The 26,289-nt window shown below is 63.9% G+C and carries 22 protein-coding genes and 1 tRNA gene; 11 read left to right on the plus strand and 12 right to left on the minus strand.

Annotation, left to right across the window (positions count from 1 at the left end):
* Window positions 1-190 precede the first annotated feature (190 nt).
* From EKO19_RS16155 to EKO19_RS16170, 4 genes are all read left to right on the plus strand, one after another.
* Complete coding sequence (locus EKO19_RS16155; protein WP_129777502.1) at window positions 191-2,548, plus strand: VIT domain-containing protein; 2,358 nt, start codon at window positions 191-193, stop codon at window positions 2,546-2,548.
* Window positions 2,535-3,332 (plus strand): archaeosortase/exosortase family protein, encoded by a 798-nt coding sequence (locus EKO19_RS16160; RefSeq protein ID WP_129777503.1) that lies wholly within the window; start codon window positions 2,535-2,537, stop codon window positions 3,330-3,332. The genes EKO19_RS16155 and EKO19_RS16160 overlap by 14 nt, the downstream gene beginning before the upstream one ends.
* Window positions 3,322-3,876 (plus strand): hypothetical protein, encoded by a 555-nt coding sequence (locus tag EKO19_RS16165; protein WP_129777504.1) that lies wholly within the window; start codon window positions 3,322-3,324, stop codon window positions 3,874-3,876. Before EKO19_RS16160 ends, EKO19_RS16165 begins: the two co-directional genes overlap by 11 nt.
* Window positions 3,877-4,189: 313 nt before the next feature.
* On the plus strand, window positions 4,190-5,398 hold the full coding sequence (locus EKO19_RS16170) for an RtcB family protein (RefSeq protein WP_129777505.1): 1,209 nt from the start codon (window positions 4,190-4,192) through the stop codon (window positions 5,396-5,398).
* Between the two features lie 9 nt (window positions 5,399-5,407).
* Here EKO19_RS16170 and gstA read toward each other — a convergent pair whose 3' ends face one another.
* From gstA to EKO19_RS16185, 4 genes are all read right to left on the minus strand, one after another.
* Window positions 5,408-6,016, minus strand: a complete 609-nt coding sequence (gstA, locus tag EKO19_RS16175; RefSeq protein WP_129777506.1) for a glutathione transferase GstA — start codon at window positions 6,014-6,016, stop codon at window positions 5,408-5,410.
* Window positions 6,017-6,124: 108 nt separating this feature from the next.
* Complete coding sequence (locus EKO19_RS38315) at window positions 6,125-6,283, minus strand: hypothetical protein (protein ID WP_157995288.1); 159 nt, start codon at window positions 6,281-6,283, stop codon at window positions 6,125-6,127.
* A 131-nt stretch (window positions 6,284-6,414) separates the two neighbouring features.
* On the minus strand, window positions 6,415-7,605 hold the full coding sequence (gene tuf / locus EKO19_RS16180; RefSeq protein ID WP_129778491.1) for an elongation factor Tu: 1,191 nt from the start codon (window positions 7,603-7,605) through the stop codon (window positions 6,415-6,417).
* Between the two features lie 267 nt (window positions 7,606-7,872).
* On the minus strand, window positions 7,873-9,183 hold the full coding sequence (locus EKO19_RS16185) for an MFS transporter (RefSeq protein WP_129777507.1): 1,311 nt from the start codon (window positions 9,181-9,183) through the stop codon (window positions 7,873-7,875).
* A gap of 172 nt (window positions 9,184-9,355) precedes the next feature.
* Here EKO19_RS16185 and EKO19_RS16190 point away from each other — a divergent pair, with 172 nt between their 5' ends.
* The 3 genes from EKO19_RS16190 (at window position 9,356) to EKO19_RS16200 (ending at window position 12,239) form a co-directional block, all read left to right on the plus strand.
* Complete coding sequence (locus EKO19_RS16190; protein ID WP_157995289.1) at window positions 9,356-10,273, plus strand: M55 family metallopeptidase; 918 nt, start codon at window positions 9,356-9,358, stop codon at window positions 10,271-10,273.
* Window positions 10,274-10,435: 162 nt separating this feature from the next.
* The gene (locus EKO19_RS16195) at window positions 10,436-12,073 is read left to right on the plus strand and encodes an alkaline phosphatase D family protein (RefSeq protein WP_129777509.1); all 1,638 of its coding nucleotides are present in this window, start codon (window positions 10,436-10,438) and stop codon (window positions 12,071-12,073) included.
* 76 nt (window positions 12,074-12,149) lie between these two features.
* Window positions 12,150-12,239: transfer RNA gene (locus EKO19_RS16200), tRNA-Ser, on the plus strand.
* A 343-nt stretch (window positions 12,240-12,582) separates the two neighbouring features.
* Here EKO19_RS16200 and EKO19_RS16205 read toward each other — a convergent pair.
* Together EKO19_RS16205 and EKO19_RS16210 are read right to left on the minus strand one after the other, a co-directional pair.
* Window positions 12,583-13,179 carry a DUF3800 domain-containing protein gene (locus EKO19_RS16205; protein WP_129777510.1) on the minus strand — a complete coding sequence of 199 codons (597 nt, stop codon included), beginning with the start codon at window positions 13,177-13,179 and terminating at the stop codon, window positions 12,583-12,585.
* Between the two features lie 120 nt (window positions 13,180-13,299).
* Window positions 13,300-14,322, minus strand: coding sequence for a right-handed parallel beta-helix repeat-containing protein (locus tag EKO19_RS16210; RefSeq protein ID WP_129777511.1), 1,023 nt, complete (start codon window positions 14,320-14,322; stop codon window positions 13,300-13,302).
* 217 nt (window positions 14,323-14,539) lie between these two features.
* Between EKO19_RS16210 and EKO19_RS16215 the strand changes: the two genes are divergently transcribed.
* From EKO19_RS16215 to EKO19_RS16225, 3 genes are read left to right on the plus strand one after another with little or no spacing between them, the layout of a single operon-like run.
* A complete protein-coding gene (locus EKO19_RS16215; RefSeq protein WP_129777512.1) occupies window positions 14,540-15,214 on the plus strand; it encodes a response regulator transcription factor in 675 nt (224 codons plus the stop codon).
* A gap of 4 nt (window positions 15,215-15,218) precedes the next feature.
* Entirely contained in the window at window positions 15,219-16,553 is a 1,335-nt protein-coding gene (locus tag EKO19_RS16220; RefSeq protein ID WP_175597085.1) for a sensor histidine kinase, read from the plus strand.
* On the plus strand, window positions 16,550-17,737 hold the full coding sequence (locus EKO19_RS16225) for a carbohydrate porin (protein WP_129777514.1): 1,188 nt from the start codon (window positions 16,550-16,552) through the stop codon (window positions 17,735-17,737). The genes EKO19_RS16220 and EKO19_RS16225 overlap by 4 nt, the downstream gene beginning before the upstream one ends.
* A 27-nt stretch (window positions 17,738-17,764) precedes the next feature.
* Here EKO19_RS16225 and EKO19_RS16230 read toward each other — a convergent pair whose 3' ends face one another.
* A complete protein-coding gene (locus EKO19_RS16230) occupies window positions 17,765-18,904 on the minus strand; it encodes a PepSY-associated TM helix domain-containing protein (protein WP_129777515.1) in 1,140 nt (379 codons plus the stop codon).
* A 373-nt stretch (window positions 18,905-19,277) separates the two neighbouring features.
* Between EKO19_RS16230 and EKO19_RS16235 the strand changes: the two genes are divergently transcribed.
* Window positions 19,278-19,952: a Bax inhibitor-1/YccA family protein gene (locus tag EKO19_RS16235; RefSeq protein WP_129777516.1), complete on the plus strand. Its 675-nt coding sequence runs from the start codon at window positions 19,278-19,280 to the stop codon at window positions 19,950-19,952.
* 78 nt (window positions 19,953-20,030) lie between these two features.
* On the opposite strand, the gene serS is transcribed toward EKO19_RS16235, so the two are convergent.
* From serS to EKO19_RS16260, 5 genes are all read right to left on the minus strand, one after another.
* The gene (gene serS / locus EKO19_RS16240; RefSeq protein WP_129777517.1) at window positions 20,031-21,311 is read right to left on the minus strand and encodes a serine--tRNA ligase; all 1,281 of its coding nucleotides are present in this window, start codon (window positions 21,309-21,311) and stop codon (window positions 20,031-20,033) included.
* Between the two features lie 90 nt (window positions 21,312-21,401).
* Entirely contained in the window at window positions 21,402-22,634 is a 1,233-nt protein-coding gene (locus EKO19_RS16245) for a replication-associated recombination protein A (protein WP_129778492.1), read from the minus strand.
* Window positions 22,635-22,681: 47 nt separating this feature from the next.
* Window positions 22,682-23,089: a VanZ family protein gene (locus EKO19_RS16250; protein ID WP_129777518.1), complete on the minus strand. Its 408-nt coding sequence runs from the start codon at window positions 23,087-23,089 to the stop codon at window positions 22,682-22,684.
* 5 nt (window positions 23,090-23,094) lie between these two features.
* On the minus strand, window positions 23,095-23,730 hold the full coding sequence (gene lolA, locus EKO19_RS16255; protein ID WP_157995290.1) for an outer membrane lipoprotein periplasmic chaperone LolA: 636 nt from the start codon (window positions 23,728-23,730) through the stop codon (window positions 23,095-23,097).
* A 4-nt stretch (window positions 23,731-23,734) separates the two neighbouring features.
* The gene (locus EKO19_RS16260; RefSeq protein WP_129778493.1) at window positions 23,735-26,026 is read right to left on the minus strand and encodes a DNA translocase FtsK; all 2,292 of its coding nucleotides are present in this window, start codon (window positions 26,024-26,026) and stop codon (window positions 23,735-23,737) included.
* Window positions 26,027-26,289 lie beyond the last annotated feature (263 nt).

Consider the following 26,289-nt stretch of genomic DNA (forward strand, 5'->3'; position numbering starts at 1 on the left):
GCTCCTCCGGACTCTCGTTACAGTGAGTCCAGGATGCACCGCGTCGCTCTCTGAAGTCAGTCGGATCCGGGTTATGTAACGGTCACCATCCGCGCAGGACCGGTTGCCATAGTTTGTCAGCGTCCCCGCACATCCAAACCTGAATCGCCAACTAATCTGCAGTCATCCTGGAAACATTGCAGAGGACGGCATGGCGACGACGATTCCATCCCACGCGCTTTCGGGCTGGCGGGAGCGCTGGCGGCGCGGGCCGGGACTGCCGTCACTGGTGTTCGGGGTCCTGCTGCCGCTCGGCACCCTCGGCATCGAGCTGGTCACCGGCCTGTGCGCCGGGGCGCTGTTCGACCCGATGCCGACGCTGTTCCATCTGGTGCTCGTGGCCCTGGTGCCGGCGTGCAATCTGTGGGTCTGGTCATCCTTCACCCGCACGCACACGCGCCCTCGACGGCTCGCATTTGCGAACGGCATCGCGATCGCGGTCGCCGCGCTCTACACCGTTTTGTTTCTACCCATACTGCCGGTCGCGGCCGTCGCCATCGCGTACTTCGGTCTGGGCCTGCTGCCCTGGTCGCCCGCGCTCGCACTGATCGCGGCGCTGTGTCTGCGCGCACATCTCAAGCGGGAAGCCGCCGAGGCGCAGCGGAAGATCGCGACGTGGCCCGGGATGCTCTGTGGCGCGCTGGCGCTCTTCGCTGCTGACCTTCCCCAGACACTGACTGCATATGGCATGAGTCAGGCGACGTCCGCCTCGGCGAAGAAACAAGTGCACGGCATTCGCTGGCTGCGCGCGGTCGGTAATGAAGAGGCGATGCTGAGATTCTGCTACGCACGCTCGGGCCATGCGACGGGGCTGGCGAGCCTCCTCATGCGCACCCATCACGTGAGCCCGCTCGCAGCGCGCGAGGTGTACTACCGCGTCACCGGCCACGTCTTCAACACGCAGCCCGAGCCCACGAGCCTGCATCGGCGCGGCTGGATGAATTGGGGCGCCGATCAAGGCACGCAGACCGTGGGCGCGCGAGTGGACGGCCTGTCGCTCGCGAGCTCACGCATCGACGGCTCCATCGATGCCAAGGCAGCCCTCGCCTACCTCGAATGGACCCTCGTCATGAAGAATGACTCCTCGGTCATGAGCGAGGCGCGCGCCCAACTGGCCCTGCCGCCCGGCGCGGTGGTCTCTCGGCTCACGCTGTGGGTGGATGGAGAAGAGCGCGAGGCGGCCTTCGCTGCGCGCGGGCAGGTGACCGCAGCCTACCAGGCCGTCGTGTCGCGACGGCGAGATCCCGTGCTCGTCACGACTGCGGGCGCCGACCGGATCAGTGTACAGATGTTTCCTGTGCCGCCGAACGGCGAGATGAAAGCGCGCATCGGCATGACGGTGCCGCTGCAGCTCGATCACTTACGACAGGGCACACTGCCGCTGCCCTATTTCCACGAGCGCAATTTCGAGCTGGCAGAATCCTTCCGGCATGCGGTGTGGCTCGAGGCGAAGTCGCCGCTTGCGGCCGGCTCCCGCCGCGCTCAGCTGACACCAGCCGGTGCGTACTCGCTGCAGGTTGAGCGCACCGATGGCGCGCTCACCGAGCCGGGCTCGCTCATCACCGTGTCTCGCGATCCGAGCACGACGGCGTGGGCGCGCGATCCCGTGGCAACCGGGAAGGTCATCAACCAGGTCATCGAGCTCGTGCCCACCGTCGTGCCCGATCGACTCACCGTCGTCATCGACTCCTCGGCGTCGATGGCCGCCTTCGCGCAGCCCATCGCCGAAGCATTGTCCCGGCTGCCGCCTGGGGTCGAGCTGTTCGTGAGGTTCGCGGATGAGATGACGGACGCCCTCATCACGCCCACGACCCCGCAGGATGCCGCCGCCTCGATTCGCGGTCACGAGTTCATTGGTGGTGAGGACAACACCGCCGCGCTCGCGCAGGCACTCGACAAGATCCTGCCCACGCACAACGGCGTGCTGGTGTGGATTCACGGTCCGCAGCCCGTGGTGCTGCAAACGACGGAGGCGATCGAGCAGCGGCTCGAACGAGGCGGCCAGACGCGCTGGTATGACGTGCAGGTGACGCCCGGTCCGAACCGCATCGCCGAGCGCCTGGATGGCGTCGCGAACCTGCGAACGCTCTCACTCCCGGGACTGCACGCGCTGTTCACGCGCTGGCGCACCGGCGGCAACGACATCCTCGTGCATCGAAGCCAGGTATCTGACGCGCGGGCCGAAGGCGCCGCGGCGGAGCAAACATCGGATCACCTGGCGCGACTGTGGGCTCATGACGAAGTCAACCGCCGCCTCTACCTCGAGCACGCTCCGCGGCCCTCGATCATCGAGCTCGCGCACGACTATCAGCTCGTCACGCCTGTCACCGGCGCGGTTGTGCTCGAGACACAGCAACAATATGACGCCGCCGGATTGACGCCCGTGCCGGAGGGCACCGTACCCAGCATTCCGGAACCGGAAGAATGGGCGTTGATGATCGTCGCCGCCCTCGTCCTACTGTATGCATGGAAAGCTCGTCCGCGGATGATTCGCCATGACACCGTCTAGACGCGTGTGGCTGCTCGCGACGCTCGCGGCCGCGCTGTGGCCGGTGTGGCGATGGATGGCACATCGCTTCGCCGATGGCTCTGGCGATCGGTGGGAATGGCTCGCCGCGGCGACGGCAGTCGCGGTCCTGGTGCGCGATCGTTCGCTCATGCCTCGACACGGCGGCGCGGTGAATCTGTGGATGCCAGTGGCGTTGCTCGTCGCGTATGCGGTTTCATACAACCAACTATCGCCGCTGCCGCGAGCGCTGCTGGCCATGGCGGCGCTCGGCACCGCCTCGAGTGCGTCGTGGTACGGCAAGCGAGTCGATGTCGCGCTCTGCGGCCTGCTCCTGATCTCTCTTCCCGTGATGGCGTCGCTCAATTTCTACGTGGGCTATCCGTTACGAGTCGTGGCGGGCAGCATCGCCGAAGCGCTGCTGCAGCTGAATGGCATCGCGGCCGTTCGTGAAGGCGCGCAACTGCAGTGGAACGGCCAGATCGTTGCCATCGATGCGCCGTGCAGCGGCGTGAAGATGTTGTGGACCGGCGCCTACCTGAGCCTGTCGCTCGCCGCGATGATGCGATTGAGTGACCTGCGCACGCTCGCGCTGCTGGGGTGCTCGGCGCTGGTGGTGATGCTCGCGAACGCGTTTCGGGCGACCTCGCTGTTTTATGTCGAGGCCGGATTCATTCAGGCGCCCGATCAGCTGCACGACGCCGTCGGCGTCGTGATGTTTGCTTTCGCGGCCGCGACGGTCTTCGCTCTTGCGCGCACGCTCGCGGGGTCGGACCGTGCCTTCTAAATCCATCGTCACGTTCCTGTTGGCGTGTCTGCTGGCCGCGCTCGCGCCACTCGCCTCACCTACGTCCGCACCGGTCGTGACCACTGCCTTCCCCGGCTGGCCGGCGACGTTCGAAGGCCGCCCCCTTCGCGCCCTCGAGCTCACCGACATCGAACGGCGCTTCGCTCAGTCCTTTCCCGGCCGCATCGGCCGATTCAGCGACGGTCGGCGGGAGATCGTGATGCGCTGGATCGCATCGCCGACCCGGAAGCTCCATGCCGCCTCCGATTGTTTCAAAGGCAGTGGCTACCGCGTGACGCCGCTGCCACTGCAAACGACTGACGGCGCGCTCTGGGGCGCCTTCTCCGCCGAGCGCGGAAATCAACGGCTCACGGTTCGGGAGGCGATCGTCGATACGAACCGCCGGCGGTGGACGGATGTTTCCGCCTGGTACTGGGCGGCGGTGCGCGATGAAACGCCAGGGCCGTGGTGGGCGATCACTGTGGCGACGGTGGGACCGGCTGAACCATCAGGAGCAAACATGCCGCTGCTCGGCGCCGAGTAAATACCGAGGTCATCGATCACTTAAGGAGATGTGAGCAAATTGCCGCCACGTCATGTCGGTGTTGACACCGCGCCGCCCCCGAGTAATATGCGCGCCCCCGGCTCAACACCGGGTCCATCGGAGTCGGACATGCACGCATCGAACAATCTTGAAACGAACATGAACAACGCGCGTTGATCCGCAAGATGACTTGCGGAGCACGCCCGCTCCCCAAGTCAGGTGCGCCGCTTATGGCTCCGCTAAAACCCCTGGTTGGGAAACCCGACCAGGGGTTTTTTATTGGGCACCTGGCCGCAATAAGGAATATTCACTCATGCCAGTCCACATTACGTTGAACAAGGCTCGGGTGCCGGTGAAAGTCTTCACCCGCGACATCGAGCACGATGCGATCCAGCAGCTGCTGAACGTCGCGCAGTTGCCCATCGTCTACGGCCACGTCGCCGCGATGCCCGACGTCCATCACGGCATCGGCGCCACCGTGGGCAGCGTGATCCCGACTAGGCAGGCCATCATTCCGGCGGCGGTGGGGGTCGACATCGGCTGCGGCATGAATGCGGTTCGCCTGACGTTGCGCGCGAGCGATCTGCCGGACAACCTCGCCAAGCTGCGTAGCGCCGTGGAGGCACGCGTGCCGGTGGGCTTCAATCAGCACGCCTCGGACAAGGTGCGTGGCAGCCTGCATGCGCGCCAGGCACGCGTGCTCGATGATCGACTCGACAAGATCGTCGGCAAGCATCCGGGTGTGATGAAGATGCAGCGCCAGTTCGCACGGACCTGGGTGTGTCAGTTGGGCACGCTCGGCGGCGGCAATCATTTCATCGAGCTGTGCCTGGATGAGGAACAGCGCGTATGGGTGATGTTGCATTCCGGCTCGCGCGGCGTCGGCAACGTGTTCGGTCGTTACTTCATCCAGGCAGCGCGCAAGGACATGCAGCGTCATCGGGTGAACCTGCCGGATCGCGATCTCGCCTACTTCAGCGAAGGCTCCGATCTGTTCGATGACTACGTCGAGGCGGTGGACTGGGCACAGGACTATGCGCTGTTGAATCGCAGCATGATGATGAGGCTGGTGCTCGATGCACTGGCGCCACATCTGCCGGCGTTCAAGACCGATGGCGAGGCGATCAACTGCCACCACAACTACGTGGCCGTCGAGCATCACTACGGCGAGAAGCTGTTCATCACTCGCAAGGGCGCGATCAGCGCGCGCGAAGGACAGCTCGGCATCATTCCGGGCAGCATGGGCGCGAAGTCCTACATCGTGAGCGGCAAGGGCAATCCCGAGTCGTTCTGCTCCTGCTCGCACGGCGCCGGCCGCCGCATGAGCCGCACCGAGGCGAAGCGTCGCTTCAACCGCTTCGATCTCGCGACGCAGACCGAAGGCGTCGAGTGCCGCAAGGACGGCGGTGTGGTCGATGAGATTCCGGCGGCTTACAAGGACATCGATGCGGTGATGGCCAACCAGTCGGACCTGGTGGCCATCGTGCACACGTTGAAGCAGGTGATGTGCATCAAGGGTTGAGCGAGATGACTAACCGTCCAACCCTTCGGCCTTTCTCGCGGCTTGCACCGAGGGACGGGCGCGAACGCGCTCATACAGCGCCGTGACCTTGGGAAACTGGCTCAGATCGACGCCCAGTTTCTGGCGCCAGCTCAGGATGACGTAGAGGTAGGCATCGGCGACCGAGAAGTTCTCTCCCATGAGGAACGACTGGTCGCCGAGCTTCTGCTCGATGAAGCCGACGCGCCTGGCGATATTGTCCTTCGCGATCTGCTTCATCGCCTCCGGCGCCGACGGGTTGAATAGCGTCGAGAAATTCTTGTGCACTTCGCTGTTCAAATAGCCGAGCCATTCCTGCAGACGAAAGCGCGCGAGCGTGCCGGCGGGCGGTGCGAGCTTCGCGCCCGGATTCAAATCGGCAATGTACGGCAGCACCGCGGTGTTCTCGGTGAGCACCTCGCCGTCATCGAGCTCCAGCGCCGGCACGTATCCCTTGGGATTCACGGCGTTGTAGTCCCGACCATCGGGTACTTTCCTCGTCTTGCGATCCACCGCGACCGCCTCGAACTTCGCGCCGGCTTCGATCAATGAAATGAGCGAAGCCAGCGAGCACGCACCCTGCAGATAATAGAGCTTCATGTCTGGACCTTGTCGTCGGTTGGAAGTAAACGCTGAAGCGTGAGTTTATTGGGCACGATTCGCGGCGCCAAGAGGGTGTCGGCGACCTTGAGTCTACCTACACCTACCTCACGCGGACACCTTGCCCGCCACGCATTCATCGATGAGCGTTTGCAGCACCGCAAGCGGCAACGTGCCCGGGCGAGCCGCGCGGAACATATAGGACTTGATGTAACAGACCTGCCCGAATAGATCGTTCTCATAGACGCTCGCGGAATCGTGGCACAAGAATCGAGGCTGAAAACACCCGGATGCTCCAGCATCTGTCTTTGCTGATACAAAACCTCGGCAATAGCCGACTCACATCCAAGGGTTTGTATCAACACAGGCGGGTGGAGGCTCGCGCCCCCACCCGCACTTCACTCCAAGATCTTCAAGACGGCACCCGCGCCGACGGTCTTCCCGCCTTCACGGATGGCGAAGCGCTGTCCCGCTTCCATCGCAACGGGGCTGAACAGCTCGACGTTCACCGTCCTGGTGTCACCCGGCATCACCATCTCGACGCCTTCCGGCAACGTGATGGCGCCCGTGACATCGGTGGTGCGGAAGAAGAACTGCGGCTGATAGCCCTTCAAGAAGGGCGTGTGTCGACCACCTTCCTCCTTGGTCAGCACATACAGCTCACAGTCGAAACGTTTATGAGCCGTCACGCTGCCCGGACTGACCAGCACCTGACCTCGCTCCACCTCATCGTGCTTCACACCGCGCAGGAGCAGACCGGCGTTGTCGCCCGCCCGCCCCTCATCGACGATCTTGCGAAAGATCTCGATGCTGGTGCACGTGGTCGTCCTCGAAGGCTTCAGGCCCACGATTTCCACCTCGTCGTTCGGCCGGATAACGCCGCGCTCGATGCAGCCGGTGACCACGGTGCCGCGACCGGAGATCGTGTAGACCTCCTCGACCCGCATCAGGAACGGACCGTTCAGCACCCGATCCGGCAGCGGAATGAATCGATCCATTTCCGCCACCAGCCTGACGATGGACGGCACGCCCAGATCGCACGGATCGCCGGCGAGCGCCTTGAGCGCGCTGCCTCGAACGACCGGCGTCGCATCGCCAGGAAAGCCGTTCTTCGACAGCAGCTCTCGCACTTCCAGCTCCACCAGATCCAGCAGCTCCGTGTCATCGACCAGGTCCGCCTTGTTCAGGAACACGACCATGTGCGGCACGCCCACTTGGCGCGCGAGCAGGATGTGCTCACGCGTCTGAGGCATGGCGCCATCAGCCGCCGACACCACCAGGATCGCGCCGTCCATCTGTGCCGCGCCGGTGATCATGTTCTTCACATAGTCGGCGTGGCCCGGACAGTCCACGTGCGCGTAGTGACGCGCCTGCGACTGAAACTCCACATGGGCGGTGGTGATGGTGATGCCCCGGGCACGCTCCTCCGGCGTCCTGTCGATCTGATCGAAGGCCTTGAACTCGCCTCCATACAGATCCGACATGACCTTGGTGAGCGCCGCCGTCAGCGTCGTCTTGCCGTGATCCACGTGACCGATGGTGCCAATGTTCACGTGCGGCTTGGTGCGCTCGAACTTCTGTCTCACGATGATTCTCCTCGACTCTCGAGTCCACGTTGGAAATGGCCGGTGGACGTTCGGCCACCTGCCCCAACACGCTGAAATCAGAGAATCGAGGCAGGAAAACAAAAAGCCCCCTCCGGCAGAACCGAAGGGGGCTTGGTGTTCTCGCAGCCCGATGTGGCGCTCAAACGCTAGGCACGACCCTCCCGTCCCGCGTGGGGCAGGCTTGCAGATTCACCTAGTAGAGCGATTGAAAAACGCATGGCCGTAGTGTGGGGGCGCTTAGGAAACAAGTCAATGCGGAGCAAACATCGTCGTTGCCCGTGCTTCACGGGCACGTTCCCAAATGACCAGCGCCGCGCCGAGACCCAGAAACACCGCGATGAGCAGCAAGCTTGCGGCGTAACTGTTCGTATAGGTCTTGGCGAGACCGATCGCGGCCGGCCCGAGAAAGCCACCGAAGTTTCCGAGCGAGTTGATCAACGCGATGGCGCCGGCCGCGGCCGCGCCCTGGAGCCCGCGACTCGCGAGCGCCCAGAACGAGGGCAATCCGGAGTAAATGCCGACCGCGGCGAGACACAACGCGGCGAAGGCGATGACCGGCGCACTCGTCCAGCCGCTCACGATCAGCGCCGTCGCCCCGAGTAACATCGGCAAGGCAACGTGCCACGAGCGCTCCTCGCTCGCATCCGAATGCCGCCCCCACAACACGAGCCCGATACACGCGAGCGAGTATGGAATCATGGTGACGAGACCGACCTGCACGTTGGTCATCGATCCCAACGAGGCGATGATCTGCGGCAGCCAGAAGCTGAATCCATACAGACCGACGAGGATGCAGAAGTACACCAGGCCACTGCGCCACACCCGCGGCAGCATCAGCGCCTCGCGCAAACTGCCCGCGTGATCGTGACCGGCAGATCCTGCGTGCTCACGCTCAAGCTCACTCTGCAGCCAGCGTCTCTCCGCCTCATTCAGCCACCTCGCATCCGAGGGCCGATCCGGCAGCACCGCGAGAACCGCCAGCCCCAAGAGGATCGTCGGGATCGCCTCCAGCAGAAACATCCACTGCCAGCCCTCGAGCCCCATCGCCTCGATACCGAGCAGCGAGGTCGAGATCGGCGCGCCGATCACGCTCGACAGCGGCAGCGCGATCATGAACAGCGCGATGATTCGGGCACGGTGCTGCGAGGGAAACCAGCAGGTGAGATAGAAGATGATGCCGGGAAAGAACCCGGCCTCGGCGATCCCGAGCAGGAAACGAACCGTATAGAAGCTCTTCGGCCCCTGCACGAACGCCATCGCCGCGGACAGGAGGCCCCAGCTGATCATGATGCGCGCGATCCACAGCCGCGCGCCGAAGCGCTCGAGCATCACGTTGCTCGGCACCTCGCACAGGATGTAGCCGATGAAGAAGATGCCCGAGCCGATCCCGAAGGCGGCCGCCGAGATCCCCAGATCCGCGTTCATGGTGAGCGCGGCGAAACCGACGTTCACCCGGTCCAGGAACGCAAAGAAATAGAGGAAGCCCAGAAAGGGAATCAGGCGCCTCGCCACTTTCCGCAGCGTCAGCGGGCCCAGGGTGTCATCGGCCAGTGAGGTCATACGGAGCAGATGTTATCTGATTTGAGCGCAGCGACGCCGACCGCGATAGCATCGGTTGCACGAACTTGCCCGCCGCTGGCCTGACCATGATAAATGCTGACCCAACCCCGGCAGATGCCGGCCGGCATCCTCTTCTATGATCGAACAACCAACAACGATATCGAGGCCTCGCATGAAGCAACGCGCGCGTCCGTCCACTCTCCTCGCTCTCCTCGCCCTCCTCGCCGTCGGGCTGCTGCCCGGCCTCGCCGTAGCTCAGACGCCGCTCAAGCTGTACATCTCGGCCGATATGGAGGGTGTCGCCGGCGTGGTCAGCGAGCAGCAGCTCGGGCCGAGCGGCTTCGAATACTCGCGCTTCCGGGAGTTCATGACGGCCGAGGTGAACACCGTCATCGAGACCGCCTTCGCCGCCGGCGTCACCGAGATCGTCGTGAGCGACTCGCATGGCAACGGCCAGAACCTGCTGATCGAGAAATTCCCGAAGAAGGTCTCGGTGGTGCGCTCCTGGCCTCGTCCTCTGATGATGATGGAAGGCATCGACAGCAGCTTCGCCGGCGCCGTTCTGCTCGGCTATCACACGAGCACGCACAATGAGCATGGCGTCCGCGCGCACACGCTCTCCAGCGCACGCCTCGCCGACGTGCGCATCAACGACAAGCAAGTGGGCGAAGGCGAGATCAGCGCCGCGATCGCCGGCCACTTCGGCGTGCCCGTGATCATGGTGACCGGCGACGACCAGCTCGTGAAGGAGCTGCAGGGCACGCTCGGCAACGTCGAAGGCGCGGTCGTGAAATCGGCGATCGGCTTCCACTCTGCCCGCACGCTCACGCCCGCCGAAGCGAACGACGTGATTCGCGCCGCCACCGAGCGCGCGCTCGGCCGGATCAAGAGCTTCAAGCCCTACAAGGTCGCAACCCCGGTGCGCTTCGACATCCGCTTCAAGAGCTATCGCCAGGCCGACATGCTGAGCTATCTGCCCATCGTCGAACGCCTCGACTCGCACACCATCCGTTACGTCGCGAAGGACATGCCGACCGCCTCCAAGTTCGTCGAGTTCGTGAGCACGTATGAATCCGACATGGATCCGTGATCCGGTGAGCCTGTAAAAACTCCGCATCGTGTGAGGGGCAGGATGCCCGCCGCGAGCACAGGGACGTGCTGCCCCGCTGAAACCTGCGCGTAACGCGACCGACACATCGGCCGCCTAGCCTTATGACAAGCGCCTCCCCAGCCCCGTCATAGGAAGCCAGGTATGACCGACAACAGCAACGATCCCCGTTTGTCTCGTCGCTCCTTCTTGCAGCAGGCCGCGCTCGGCGGCGTCACGCTCACGGGCATCGGCGGCATTCTGTATTCGAAGCAGGCCCCCGCCGTGATTGCCTCGGACGCCGCGCGTCCCATGGCGAGCTGGGGCCTGCAGATCGGCGATGTGATCGACGATCGCGCCATCATCTGGAGCCGCGCCGATCGGGCCGCCCGCATGATCGTGGAATGGTCGCTCGATGAGACGTTCAAGCGCTCGAAGAAGATTCGCGGCCCGCATGCGCTCGATGTCACCGACTTCACCTCGCGGATCGACCTGACGCAGCTGCCTGCCGATTCGGAAGTGTTCGTGCGCGTGAGCTATCAAGACCTGGATTCCGGCCGCGCGAGCAGCGAGCCGCTGGTGGGCCAGTTCCGCACGCCGCCGTCGCGTCGTCGTGACATTCGTTTCGTGTGGTCGGGCGACACGGCCGGTCAGGGCTGGGGCATCGATCTCGGCTTCGGCGGCATGAAGATCTACGAAGCCATGCGCCAGGTGCGCCCCGACTTCTTCATTCATTCCGGCGACACCATCTACGCCGACGGTCCGATGGTCGAGCGCGTGACCGACACCGCCGGCAACCTGATCTGGACCAATGCGTTTCTCGATGAGGTGCCGGAGAAGCTGAAGGTCGCCGAGACCTTGCACGAGTATCGTCGCAATCATCTCTACAACCGCTACGACGCGAACATCCAGCGCTTCTCCGCCGAAGTGCCGCAGATCTGGCAGTGGGACGATCACGAAGTCACCAACAACTGGTCGGATAGCAAGGTGCTCGACTCGCGTTACACCGAGCAGCGCATTCAAACGCTGACCGCCCGTGCGACGCGCGCGTTCCTCGAGCACTCACCGATGCGCTGGCACAACCAGGCCGAGGAAGAGCGCGTCTACCGGCACATTCCTTATGGCCGCGATCTCGATGTGTTCGTGCTCGACATGCGCAGCTATCGCGGACCGAACACGCACAATCTGCAAGCTCAGCCGGGCGCGGAGACGGCGTTCCTCGGCAAGCCGCAGATCGATTGGCTCAAGAAGAAGCTCAAGGAATCGCGCACGACCTGGAAGGTCATCGCGGCCGACATGCCGCTCGGCGTTCAGATTCCGGATGGCACCGATCCGCAGGGACACGCGAAGTGGGAAGGCCCTGCGAACGGCAACGACGGCCCGGCCTCAGGCCGCGAATTGGAGATCGCCGATATCTTGCGCTTCATCAAGCGCGAGGACATTCGTAACATCGTGTGGGTCACCGCGGACATTCATTACTGCGCAGCTCACTACTACGACCCCAACAAGGCGGTGTTCCAGGACTTCGCGCCCTTCTGGGAATTCGTCGCCGGCCCGCTGAACGCCGGCACGTTCGGCCCGAACCCCATGGACAAGACGTTCGGCCCGCAGGTGATCTTCTCGAAGACCCCGCCGGCTGCGAACGCCCCGCCGAGCGCCGGCTATCAGTTCTTCGGCCAGATCGACATCGACGAGCACAGCAAGGTACTGAGCGTCGCGCTCAAGGACTTGAACGGCACGAAGCTGTTCGGCAAGCAGCTCGAGCCGCGCCCCTCGAAGGGCGACCACGATCGCTGGGACTGAGCCTCAGGCGTCCCACCCGCGATCCATGCTAGGATGCGCGCCCCCGGGCCGACCCGCCCGGGGCCGCCTCGTGCGTGGAAGGGTGGCAGAGTGGTCGATTGCACCGGTCTTGAAAACCGGCAGGCTCTCACGAGTCTCGTGGGTTCGAATCCCACCCCTTCCGCCAACCGCGGCAGGGTGTTCGCCTTTCGAGCGATGGAACAACAATAGTTACTAAGTTACGTCGCGTTCTTCCAAGCGGTAGTAGGCGACGCGGGCGCCCCGTCGGATGCGCAATGGAGCGCTGCAATTCACTTGGCTACTGTCAGCAGCAAGACTGCTAATGCTCTGATTATCAAGAAAAAGCCTAACAGAGGCATTGACCTGTCAGATGGGTGCCTCAAGATAGCCCCCGACAAGTCGCCCTGTGGTTCGCCGAACCGGCTCCGTATGGAGTACTTGCTACAGAATCCTGTAGCTAGGCACCGAGGACGCAACAACCAGCCCCGCCCGTCGGGGCTTTTTGTTGCTCATCGGAATCGCCATACATTGGTGATTCGACGGGTCAACATCTTGTGCCAACGCATGGGATCCTTCCTGTCCCGGTAGCCTCGAGCAATGGCACCAACGCACATGTCTGCCAGCTGCGCCAGTTGGTCGCGCTTGGAATCAACCATGGCGAAGTCTTGGATCTCGATCTCGCGCCTCAGATAGCTCTTGAGACTTCGTTCAAAATCCCGCCCACCGCTGCCATCGAGGCGAATCTTCGCCGCCGACAGATCGATGCTGCCGCCCAATAGCAGCTTGAGGAAATAGTTGTAAAACTTGTCGTGATCGGTCCGGAGCGTGGGACTGTAGATTTCTTCTTTCTGAACCACCATCGTAAAGACTCGAAACGGACAAGCCGCAACACCTTGGAAGAACCGGTCACGCACGTCGTGGCTGGTCTTGCTGAATTTGAATTCGGGCCTGTGCGGGATGCTGCCATGGAGTTCGCATATGGCAGACGTCGTGAAATCGGCGTCCTCACTGGTATCGAACACCACCATGCCGATGGCGAATATGGGATCGGAGCCTTTTGTTATCTTGAATCCTGGGCATCCACTTTCGTCGATGAATACGAGCATCGCCTCATCCCAGCAGCCCCGCACGAGCAACTGATCGAGAAGATCATTGGTTGACGCCCTTTAAGACCGTGTCAGCCTACCCTTCAAGCCCCTCTTGCTCGCCGACGCTCTGAGCCGATCTCAGCGCAACCCGATCAACGCACCAAACTCCGGATCCCCCTTCCCCTCGAGCGGCGATCCCGGCTGCACTCGATAATCCGCGGCCAGCAACGGATCCGACTCGATCACGTTCGCGCCCTTTCTCACGACTGCCGCGTCCTTTGCGAACAGCCCGCCTTCATTTCCAAACAGCGCACTGAATCCCACCCAGATCCTGCTGTTCTCCGTCGCACGCGCGACGTACGGTTTGTTGTTCAGGAATATGGTGTTGGTCGCATAGATGCTCGCCTCCTGCTCTGCATACAACCCATCATCGAGATTGCGATCGAACACGCAGTTCGCGACATGCGCCGATGAGTTGTTATAAGCGGCGACGCCGGCGGAGTCGTTGCCGCGAATGATGGCGTTGGCGAGACGCAGGTGCGCGTGCTCATCGAGCCAGATCGCGACGTGACCATCGAGAATGCGAAGACTCTCCGCGTCGAGATCGGAATTGCCACGGCCGGTGAGGCCCATCTTCTGATACTTCTCGATCGTCACGTCGCGCACCCGCACGCGGCTGTCGATCGCGAAGATGCCGTGGCCTTCGTAGATCTCATCTTCTTCGATGTCGAACTTGAATCCGCTGAGCGTGAGGCCGCGCACCTCGACGTTGGCCCGACGAATCACGAGGCCCGTGGTCCGCGGTCCGGTGCCGCCATCGAGCACGGCGCCGGGCTCGCCGATCAAGGTCAGCTGCTTGCCATCGATCACGACGAAGCCGCGAATCGTGTGGATCTTGTACGGCACGTCGCGCACCGAGGTTGCCGTATAGGTGCCTGGTCGAATCCGGATCGTGTCGCCGTCGGCCGCGGCATCGATGGCCGCCTGGATGCCGCTGCCGCCCGAGAAGGCACAATCGGCGGCGAGCGCCTGCGAGGGACACACCACGTGAACCTTGGGAGCGGAGGACGCCGCCGCGGGCGGACTGGCGCCCGGCCCGCGCGAGCAACCGGACAGAACGCTTGCGGCCACGAGCACGGACAGGCTGAAACGCACAGGCATGCGGATTCTCACTACGTTGGTGAGCCGAGTATGTTGGCAACCTGCCGATGCTCGTAGATGCGAAGTTGGCCCCGCCTGGTGCCGAGCCCACACCAGTGCGATGTCAGGTCTTGGTCAGCCCGACCGCCTATGCTGCATCCTGTGCCGCCAGCCCAGAGTCGCCAGCGCAAGTAGTTGAGAATGAATCGCGATCCCACCCCTCCTCGCCGTGCGTGTCATGCGACTGCTGCTCGTTGAAGACAATCCGCAGCTCGCGGAGCTCGTGCAGGAGGGACTTACGCGGCAGGGATTCGCGATCGACCGCTGCGGCTCGCTCAAGGAGGCGATGGTGGCGCGCGGCGCCGCAAGCTATGACTTGATCCTGCTGGATCTGGGCCTGCCCGATGGCGATGGCATGACCCTCGTGCGCGAGCTGCGCCGGGGCAACGACTCCACGCCCATTCTGATTCTCACCGCGCGCGGCGGCTTGAACGATCGGCTGATCGGTCTCGATGGCGGCGCGGACGATTATCTGGTGAAGCCCTTCGAGATCGCGGAGCTCGCGGCGCGCTGCCGGGCGCTCTTGCGTCGACCGGGCGCGAGCCTCGGGGTCGTCCTGCACCTGGGCAACGTCGCGCTCGACACCACGACGCGCTCGGTCACGGTGAACCAGCAGCGCATCGACGTTCCACCCCGCGAAGTCGCGCTGCTCGAACAACTGCTGCGACGGGCGGAGCAGGTCGTCCGCCGCAACCAGCTCGAAGAGTCGCTGTACTCCTTTGGCGAGGAAGTCACGCCCAATGCACTCGAAAGCGCCGTGTCCCGACTTCGCAAGCGCCTGACGGCCGCCGACGCGAATGTCCTCGTGCGAACGGCGCACGGCATCGGCTACGCCCTCTTTCAGCAGTCGTAACACGATGCAGGCCGGCCCCAGTCTCGTGCGTCAGATCTCCGTGCGCCTGGTCGCGGCGGCGGTGCTGGTCTCGCTGATCGAGATCATCGGCGTGCTCGTGCTCTATTCCGGTCGACGCCCGAAGCTTGCGCTCGAGCTCGTGACCGCGCATGCGGACACCATCTACGAAGCGCTCAGCTCCAGCGATCCTCGCGGCAATCTCTCGAGAATCTCGCCACCGCGGGGCGCCGATGACTGGACGTTCGTCATTCACGACAGCGCCCGCAAGGTGATCTTCGAACAGCAACCCGACCATCCCGGAAGCTTTCAGGCGCTGCCCGAGCCCACCGATCACGACTGGACCCGGCTCGAGCACGACAGCAGTCCCGTGATTCTGTACGGCTCGCGCCATCTGCCCAACAACGCGTGGGTGACGATGGCGGTGAGCGGCGAGACGCTGCCGCTGTTCTGGCGGGTGTTCGTCCGCGAAGCCTGGACTCACGTCGTCGTGCCCGTGGCGCCCGTCACGATCCTCGTACTCCTGCTGAACGTTTACATCGTGCGGCGGATGCTGGCGCCGCTCGCCGCCTCCGCCGCCGAAGTCGATGCACTCGATCCCTCCCGAATGGAGACGCGCCTCACCGTGCCGGCGACGCCGCGCGAAGTGCGAGCGCTGGTGCTCGCGATGAATCGCGCGCTGGACCGGCTCGAACAGGCGATGCAGACGCTCGAATCGTTCACGGCGGATGCGGCTCACGAGATGCGCACGCCGCTGTCCATCCTGAAGCTGCGCGTCGAGGCGCTCGAGGCGGGCCCCGCGAAGAATGCGCTGCGCGAGGACGTGTCCGCGATGACGCGCCTGGTGAACCAGATGCTGGATCTCGCGCAGGCGGACACGCTCGACTCGCAGATCACGCAGACGGTGGATCTTGCGACGCTCGCGCGCGATGTCGTCGAGCGCATGCTGCCGGTCGCGGTGGCGCGCGGCTGTGACATCGCGCTCATCGATCGAGGCGCTACGTCGGTGAAAGGTCATGCCGAGGCGCTCGCGCGCGTGCTCTCGAATCTCATCGACAACGCCATCGCCTACTCACCGAAGGACCGCAGCATCGATGTGATCGCAGGTCCCGGTGCGCGCCTCGTCGTTCGTGATCGCGGCCCGGGATTCTCGCCCGAGAGCGCGGCGCTGCTGTTCCGACGCTTCTGGCGAGGCGCCGGGCCCGGCCGTGCCGGCGCGGGCCTCGGGCTTGCGATCGCCCAGAGCATCCTCGCCCGACACGGCGCGACGATCACGGCCGACAACGCTGCCGACGGCGGCGCCATCTTTACGATTCAGTGGACCAAAGAGAGCCAGACATGAGAACTGCGGGAGTGCCGGCGATGGTGGCGGCACTGGGATTGCCGATATTTGCAGACGCCGCCGAATCACCGGATGGCAATTCAGCGCTGTCCCTCGAGGCGGCCTACACGGGCGAGGTGTGGCGCAACTTCAGCGGCGGCGCGCGCCAGGATGGCACCTATCTCGACAACATCGACGTGATCGCAACCCTCGATGCCGAACAGGCCTGGGGGTGGACCGGCACGACGTTTCTCGTCTCGGGCCTGCACAACAATCGACCGACGCTGTCGGATCGCATCGTTGGTGACATTCAGACGGTGAGCAACATCGATACGGAGGGCGCCACGCGCTTGTATGAAGCGTGGGTGGAGCGCGCATTCGAGACTGGCGCGATCAAGCTCGGTCTCATCGATCTGAACAGCGAGCTGGATGTAAACGAGACCGGCGCGCTGTTCATCAACAGCTCGCACGGCATCGGTCCGGATTTCAGCCAGGTCGGCGAGAACGGCCCGTCGATCTTTCCGATCACCGGCCTCGGCACCGTGATGCGCTGGGATGCGAGCGAGCGGTTGCAGATCCGTCTCGCGGCCTTCGAAGGCACGGTCGGCGACCCGACGCATCCTCGACGCACGACGGTCGATCTGGAGACGGACGAAGGCGCGCTGCTCGTGGGCGAGCTCACGGTGCATCCGAGCGATGAGAGTCGCGCCGTCGTCGGCGTGTGGCGCCATACCGGTCGCTCCACCGATTTCAGCGATGATGAGCTGCTGCATCGGAACGAGTCGCTTGGCGTGTATGCGCTGACCGAAGGTAAGTTACTCAGCCGCGGCGAGAGCGCGCTCTCGGGCTTCCTGCGCGTGGGCGTTGCGGACGCCGACGTGCATCAGATCTCCCGTTATATGGGCGCAGGGCTCGTGTGGTCGGGACCGATGCTCGCGGGGCCCGAGCGCGAGGAGCAATTGGGACTTGCGCTCGCCACCATCACCAACGGCAGTCCGTTCCTGCGCGCGCAGGCGGCGCAAGGCGCGGCCCACGATCGGCACGAGACGGCCGTCGAGCTGACCTATCGCGTGCAGGCGCTGTCGTGGCTCGCGCTTCAGCCGGACCTGCAATACATCATCAATCCCGGCACCGATCCGGGTCTGGACAACGCGTGGGTGGTGGGACTGCGATTCGAATTCAGCTGGAGCAACGAGCCGGGCTGACCGCCCGGCCCGGGAACAAACTCACGATCAGGCGGCCGCGGTGGCCGCCTGTCGCTTGCGAGCCCGCTCTTCGACCTTGCGACGGTCCAGATACATCATCCAGCCCGTGACCATGAAGAGCGGCAGCGCGAGGCTCGAGAGCATCAAGGCGATCGTGCCCACGAGGCCGAAGTAGCCGCCCTTGTGAATCGACAGCATGCTCGCGATCAGTCGTGCGCCCGTCTGTTTCTCAGCATAGCGCTCGTGCGACAGGATCTGCGAGTCGGTCGGATCGATCTTGATCGTGTTCACGGCGGTCGCATGCGGCGCATCCGCCAGCAGGTACTGAATGCGCAGCGGCTCCTCTTCCTTCTTCGGAAAACGCACGGCGATATCGCCCAACGCCTGCGAGCCGGTCGCCTGTTCGAAGGAGACCCACACTTTCTCCACGTCGGGTGCCACGAACGGCTTGCCTTTCATCTGCTCCTCGACCGCGGGAGGCATGCCCGCCATCCATTTGAGCATGTCGCCGTACCAGGCGTACGCGAAATACAAGCCGGTCAGCGCGGAAAGTAACAACAGCGGCAGCACATACGTGCCGATGACCGCGTGCATGGAATAGAGAAAGCCGCGACCGCGCAGTTTGCGATCGATCACGAACCAGGCACGCCAGTTGGTCGTCCGACGCGGCCAGCGCAGATACAGGCCCGTTGCAACCATCGCCACCAGCAGGATCGCCGCGATGTCGATGATCCGGCGGCCCACGTACTCACCGGCGAGCCGATCGGTGATCAGGCCTCGATGCACCTCCTCGACGATCTCGAAGAACTTCTCACCACGCGCACCGCCACTCAACCAGTCACCCGTGTAGGGATTCAGATAGCGCACGGTCTCGGAGGGGCCGGTCAGAAACAGCACCCGCACGGCGCCATCGCTCGCGCCCGGCACGGTCATCGTGCGCACGCTCGCCCCCAGACGCTGCGCCTCGGTCTGCGCGCGCGCATAGAGCGCCGGCATCGTGAGCCGCTCGCCCTTCGCCTCCACGGTGCGCGCATCGGCGTTCAATGCCGCGAGGATGGGATCCTGGAAGGACATCATCGCGCCGGTCAGCCCCATGAGGGCCAGCAAAACGCCGATGGTGATACCGATCAGCCAGTGGGCCTGAAACCAGAACCTGCTTTTAGCCATGAACGTGCGCACGAAAGAAGAAGGAAAACGGCGGCCAGCCTAGCCCGTACGGGCTGACAGAGACCTGACACGGGGTGCGAATTTCCACTGAAAAACGGCCCTCCGATGTAACGAATTGTGCCGGGCTGCTTTGCGGAGAGGCGCCTCCGTCACATCGTCGGCCGCCAGCGGCGTCGCTGCGCAGGCGCGGCGGTTCATGACAGGGTTTCTGACAGCGCCGTAAGGTTCAACCTCTTGTAATTCAAAAAGTTGCAATCACTTAGTGCCTCATCGCACGGCCTCTGTAGAATGGCGTGCAAAGGCGTTTTCGATCTGCAACTCGCGGCGCGGAACGCGGTCCAACTGGACGATATTCCTGGAGGAGTCGAAAGTCATGGCGTCTTATCCGAGCTCTGTCGCAAGTACCACGCGCGGCTCAGCGCTTGCGACCAACAAAGTTCTTCGCAACACCTATCTGTTGCTGGCCGCCACGCTCGGCTTCAGCGCGCTGACCGCAGGCGTCGCGATGGTGTTGAACCTCGCCCCGATCAGCCCGTGGATCACATTGATCGTCTACTTCGGCCTGTTGTTCGGCGTCGCCAAGACCGAGAACAGCTCCTGGGGTCTGCTGTTCATCTTCCTGTTGACCGGCTTCCTGGGCTTCACGCTCGGCCCCATCGTCAATGCCTATCTGAAGTTCCTGCCGAACGGCGCGCAGGTCGTGACCACGGCACTCGGCATCACTGCCGCGACGTTCGTGGGCCTCTCGGCGTATGCGATCAAGAGCGAGCGCGACTTCAGCTTCATGGGCGGCTTCCTCACGGTGGGCATCATCGGTGCCTTCCTGCTGGGTCTGGTCGCGATGATCTTCCAGCTCTCGACGCTGTCGCTGGTCGTCTCCGGCGTGTTCGTGATCGCGATGGCGGGCATGATGCTGTATCAGACCAGCGCCATCATCCATGGCGGGGAGACCAACTACATCCGCGCGACGCTGACGCTGTATGTGAGCATCTACAACATGTTCATGAGCCTGCTGCACCTGTTGGGCGCGGCTTCCAGCGACGACTGATCGGATTGTCAGAGTCTGAAACGACAAAGGGCGCTGCCACCGGCAGCGCCCTTTTTGTTTGCTCGCGAGCCGCGCGACTTACGGCCGGCGAATCACCGCGAGGCCGCCCATGTAAGGCCGCAACACCTCAGGCACGGTGATGCTGCCATCGGGCTCCTGATAGTTCTCGAGCACGGCCACGAGCGCGCGGCCCGCCGCGAGGCCCGAGCCATTCAGCGTGTGCAGCGGCTCGGGCTTGCCCGTCTCGGGATTGCGCCAGCGTGCCTGCATGCGACGCGCCTGGAATGCCTCGAAGTTCGAGCAGGAGGAAATCTCGCGATACGCCTGCTGCCCTGGCAGCCACACTTCGAGGTCATAGGTCTTGGCCGAGCCGAAGCCGATGTCGCCGGAGGCGAGCGCCATCACTCGATACGGAAGATTCAGGCGCTTGAGCACTTCCTCGGCGTTGCGCGTCAACGTCTCGTGCTCGGCATAGGAGTCCTGCGGCTTCGAGAAGTGCACCAGCTCGACCTTCTCGAACTGATGCTGACGAATCATGCCGCGCGTGTCCTTGCCGTGCGAGCCCGCCTCGGAACGAAAGCAGGGCGTGTGGGCCACGTAACGCAGCGGCAGCCGATCCGCCTCGATGATGGACTCGCGGGCGAGATTGGTGACCGGCACTTCGGCGGTCGGAATCAGATACAGGCCCGATTCGCCCTTGATGCCAAACAGATCCGCTTCGAACTTCGGCAGGTTGCCGGTGCCCGTCAGGGACTGCGCGTTCACCAGATAAGGAACATAGGTCTCGCGATAGCCATGCTCGCTGGTATGCAGATCGAGCATGAACTGAATCAGCGCGCGATGCAGTCGGGCGAGCGGCCCGGTGAGCACCGTGAAACGCGCGCCGGAAATCTTGCTCGCGGCCTCGAAATCCAGCTGGCCGAGCTTCTCGCCGAGCTCGACGTGATCGAGCGGCTTGTATGGAAACTGACGCGGCTCGCCCCAGCGACGCACTTCGACATTCGCGGTTTCATCGGGACCGACCGGCACGCTCTCATGAAGCATGTTCGGTAAGCCCAGCGTGATCTTCTCGAGCTCCGCCTGGACCTTCGCGAACTCTGCTTCCGCGGCGGTCAGCTCATCGCCGAGCGTTGCGACCTGCTTCAACAGCGGCGCGATGTCCTCGCCCTTGGACTTTGCCACGCCGACTTTCTTGGCATGGACGTTCTTCTCGTTGCGCAGCTCATCGGCACGCATCTGCCATTTCTTGCGCGACTCCTCGAGCGAGCTCAGCTGAGCCACATCGAGCTTGAAACCGCGCTTCGCGAGGTTCGCGGCAACGGCATCGGGATCGGAACGGAGCAGTTTTGGGTCGAGCATAGCCAGGTGAATGCGAAGTTCGGCGAGCGGCAGAGTCTAGCACTGAAGCGTGTTATCGCCGCTGTATGGCGCTGGCCGGGCCGCAGGCCGCTATTTCTTGCGCCGGGCCAGGGCCTCGGCAATCTTGATTTCCATGCCCCGGGGCACGGGCTGGTAGTACTGACGCGGCTCCATGCCTTCGGGAAAGTAGTTCTCGCCGGTCGCGTACGCATCGGGCTCATCATGGGCGTACCGATAGTCCTTGCCGTACCCCAAGGACTTCATCAGTTTGGTGGGTGCATTCCGCAGGTGCAACGGCACATCGAGCGAGCCCAGGGCTTTCGCATCCTGCATGGCCTCGCCGAACGCCTTGTACACAGCATTGCTCTTCGCCGCGCAGGCGAGGAACACGACCGCCTGCGCGATCGCGAGCTCTCCTTCCGGCGAGCCGAGCCGCTCGAACACCTCGCAGGCTTCCAGCGCCAGCGTATGCCCGCGAGGATCGGCGAGACCGATGTCCTCCGCGGCCATTCGCAGCACCCGGCGCGCGAGGTACCGCGGATCGCAGCCGCCATCCAGCATTCGACACAGCCAGTACAGCGCCGCATCCGGATCGCTGCCGCGTACCGATTTATGCAGCGCCGAGATCTGGTCGTAGAACGCCTCGCCCTGCTTGTCGAAACGTCGCAATCCGCCCGAGGCGACTTCGTTCGCGATGGCCTCGGTGATCATCGGTGGCGTGCCATCGCTCGCAAGGTCAATCGCAAGCTCGAGCATATTGAGCGAGCGGCGCGCATCGCCGTCCGCCGCCTTCGCCATCAACTCGAGCGCACGCTCTTCCGCGCCCGGCGCGCCGGGCTGTCTGGCGAGCGCTCGATCCAGCACCTGCCGGATGTCCGTTTCGGTCAGCGAGCGCAGCACATAGACACGCGCGCGCGAGAGCAACGCGTTGTTCAATTCGAATGAAGGATTCTCGGTGGTGGCGCCGACGAACACGAAGGTGCCGTCCTCGACCCACGGCAGGAACGCATCCTGCTGCGATTTGTTGAATCGATGCACCTCATCCAGAAACAGCACCGTGCGACGGCCCGCGCGGCGTGCCTCCGCGGCCTGTTCGGCGGCGGCGCGAATGTCTTTTACCCCAGCCATCACTGCCGAGAGCGCGATGAACTGCGCATCGCACTGGGCAGCGACGAGACGGGCGAGCGTGGTCTTGCCGGTGCCGGGCGGCCCCCACAGGATCATCGAATGTAGATGCCCACCTTCGAGCATGCGTCGCAGCGGCTTGCCGGGGCCGAACAGATGGGTCTGTCCGATATAGTCCTCGAGCGATGCCGGGCGCATGCGATCCGCGAGCGGTCGCGCGTCGATGGCATCCTCGAACGGCAGATTCACGGCTTCTGAGTCCCGGTCACGCGCGATCCCACCAGCGATTCCAGACGCTGCGCCCAGCCCCCCAGGAACCACCAGCACAGCAGCAGGCCCGCGACGATACCGGTGCCGTTGGCGAATACATCGTTCACGTCCGCCTGACGTCCCAGCCCCATGGCGCCCTGCGCGAACTCGATCAGTATGCCCATGACGAGCAGGCCGATGCCAATGACCCAGTAGCGCGTGCGTGGATAGATGCCGGCGAACCAGCACGAGAGCAGCAGATAGCAAATGAAATGCTCGGACTTGTCGCTCAGGCTCGGCGGCTGTGGCAGCTGACTGGAGGGCACCAGGCACACGATGATGGCGAGCGTGATGGCGAGCCAGCCCAGGCCCAGCCACAGGCGCGGAAATCTCAACGGCAACATGACCATCAATTCCTGGAGGTATCGCCGATCACGTCGGCACCAGGCGGCACAGTAAAGGTGAATCGTGACGGATCGAGGGCAGGATTGCGTTCCAATTGTGCGAATTCCAGATTGGTGGTCTGACCGAGCTTGTCGGCCAGCTGCATGAACTTGAGCGTATTGCCCTCAAACCCCAGGCGCACCCATTTGAAATCGGTGTCATCGCGCTTGGGCTCCAGGCGCACCCAGAACACCTGGGCTTCCTGAGCGGTCTGCGTGACGTTGAAGTTGTCCTGCAGATTGCCCTGACCACTGAGCAGCATGGCGGGCGTCGCCGACAGGGTGTCATCCAGCTTGCGCACCGTGACCTGTTCGAGATCCGCGTCGTACAGCCAGATGCGTGCGCCATCGGCGACGATGACCTGCTCGTTGGGATCGCGATAATCCCAGCGGAACCGGTCGGGCCGGCGGATCGCGAGCGTGCCGCTCGCCTGCTCGACGGTGAGCCCGTTGCGATCGGTGAGCGTTTGCTTGAACTGCGCCTGCAACGATTGCAGACCTTGCAGAAAGCCTTCGACTCTCTGCCGGCCCGCGGCCGGATCGGAAGCCGCGAGCGTCACCTGCGCGAGCATCGTCAGCAGCAACAACGAGAAACGTTTCATCGTCCTACTCTTCGATTGGCGGCGGCGCCAGCACTTCTCGGGAACCATTGGACTGCAGCGGACCGACCAGACCGGCTGCCTCCATGGTCTCGATCATGCGCGCGGCGCGGTTGTAACCAATCTTGAGCCGGCGCTGCACGCCGGAGATCGAGGCCTTGCGCGATTCGACCACGATCTTCACGGCCTGGTCGTACAGCGGATCGGACTCGGCATCGCCTCCCTCGCCGCCTTCGCCGCCCTCCTCGTCCTCTCCCTTCAGACCCGGAATCGGCGTGGAAGGTCCCTTCAAAATCTCATCGACGTAGGTCGGCGGCGAAGAGCCCTTCAGGCTGCCGACGACCCGATGGACTTCGGCATCCGAGACGAACGCACCATGCACGCGCACCGGCACCGAGGTGCCCGGCTGCAGGAACAACATGTCGCCGTGACCGAGCAGCGCCTCGGCGCCCATCTGATCCAGGATGGTGCGCGAGTCGACTTTCGCCGACACCTGGAAGGCGATACGCGTGGGAATGTTTGCTTTGATCAGGCCGGTGATCACGTCCACCGACGGACGTTGCGTGGCGAGGATCAGGTGGATGCCCGAGGCACGCGCCTTTTGCGCCAGACGGGCGATCAGCTCTTCGACCTTCTTGCCGACGATCATCATCATGTCGGCCAGCTCATCGACGATGACCACGATGAACGGCAAGGGCTCCAGGAACGGCACTTCGTTCGGATCGCCTTCGGGACCGAGCATCTTCAGCAGCAGCGGATCGCGGATCGGCGTCTTGGCCTCCTGCGCTTCCTTGATCTTGCGATTGCAGCCGGCGAGATTTCGCACGCCGAGCGCGGCCATCGTTTGATAGCGACGCTCCATCTCGGCCACGCACCAGCGCAGCGCGTTGGCGGCTTCCTTCATGTCGGTCACGACCGGTGCGAGCAGATGCGGGATGCCTTCGTACACCGAGAGCTCCAGCATCTTCGGATCGATCATGATCAGCCGCACGTGCTCGGCCGAGGCCTTGTAGAGCAGCGACAGCACCATCGCGTTGACCGCGGTGGACTTACCCGAGCCGGTCGTACCGCCGACCAGCAGGTGGGGCATGCGAGCGAGGTCCGCGCACATCGGACCGCCGCTGATGTCCTTGCCCAGCACCAGCGCAAGCGGCGAGGACATGTCGTCGTACGCCTTGGACTTGATGATCTCGCCCAACGTGACGATCTCGCGCTTCTCGTTGGGAATCTCCAGGCCCACGGTCGATTTGCCGGGAATGACTTCCACGACGCGCACGCTGATCGCGGACAACGCACGCGCGAGGTCTTTCGCGAGATTCGTGATCTGGCTGACCTTCACACCCGTGCCGAGACTCAGCTCGAATCGCGTGATCACAGGGCCGGGATTGACCGCCACGACCTCGGCCTCGACGCCGAAGTCCTTCAGCTTGATCTCGACCAGACGCGACATGGCCTCGAGCGCCTCGGACGAATAGCCCTGCTGCTTCGGCGGCGGGTCATCGAGCAGCGACAGCGGCGGCAGCTCCTTCGACTGCGGCGCCTCGAACAGCGCGACCTGACGCTCCTTCTCGACGCGCTCGCTCTTCTCGACTTTCGGCGCGACCGGCTCGATCTTCGGCGGCGGCCGCGCCGCGACGCGCTTCTTCTCTTCGCGAATGACTTCGCTGCGCGCCTCCTTCACCTCGCGGCCTTGTTTGATCTCGCGCGCGGTGTTGAGCCGGCCGGAGAGCCATTCGAACGCACGCAGCGTCGCGCGGCCCGTGACATCCATCACCTGGATCCACGAATGACCGATGAAGAGCGACACGCCCGCGAGCCACAGGGCGAGCAGCATCAGCGTCGCGCCGAGGAAGGACAGGCCGGAGTCCAGACCATGCCCGACCAGCGAGCCCAGCACGCCGCCGGCGGAGTCGGGGTAGCTGCGAATGGTGAAATGCAGGCTCGCAAGGCCGCAGCTGGTGGCGAGCGTCAGCAGGAAGCCCGCGCCTCGAAACGCGAGCGTCGCGCGCGACTGTGCATCGTCCTTGCTGCGATCCCGATACAGCAGCCAGCCGGCGAAGCCGATCATCACCGGGAACAGGAACGCGGGCGCGCCGAACAGCAGCACCAGCAGGCCCGCCATGTGCGCGCCCAGCGGTCCGATGACGTTGGCGATCGGCCCGGGCTCGCCGGTCGTCGCGAACGACGGATCGTGGCGGTCGTAGGTGGTCAGCGCCGCGAGCACGATCAGCGCGAGCGCGCCGAAGACCCACAGGGCCCCCTCGCGCAACGAGCGCACGACCGTGGACGCCAACCCCATTCCCTCGCGAGCGTCAGCCCTGCTGGCCAAATCGAGTCACCCCAACCAAGTGCATAAGAAAAGCTTCGTAAACCACTGATAACGAATATACATTAACCGGGGCCCGCCGGGCCAAGCCGAATCCTGAACGGGACGGACGGGATAGCCGGTGACGCTGTCCGTCGATGACCTGCATCGAACCCGTCTATTTGGCGCCGCCGGGGCGCATTCCTTACCATGCGCGCTCTTGGTCGTTCCCGAGGGGCGGCGGGGTTGCCGTGACA

This window comes from Peristeroidobacter soli, assembly GCF_004138485.1.
GTDB lineage: Bacteria > Pseudomonadota > Gammaproteobacteria > Steroidobacterales > Steroidobacteraceae > Steroidobacter > Steroidobacter soli.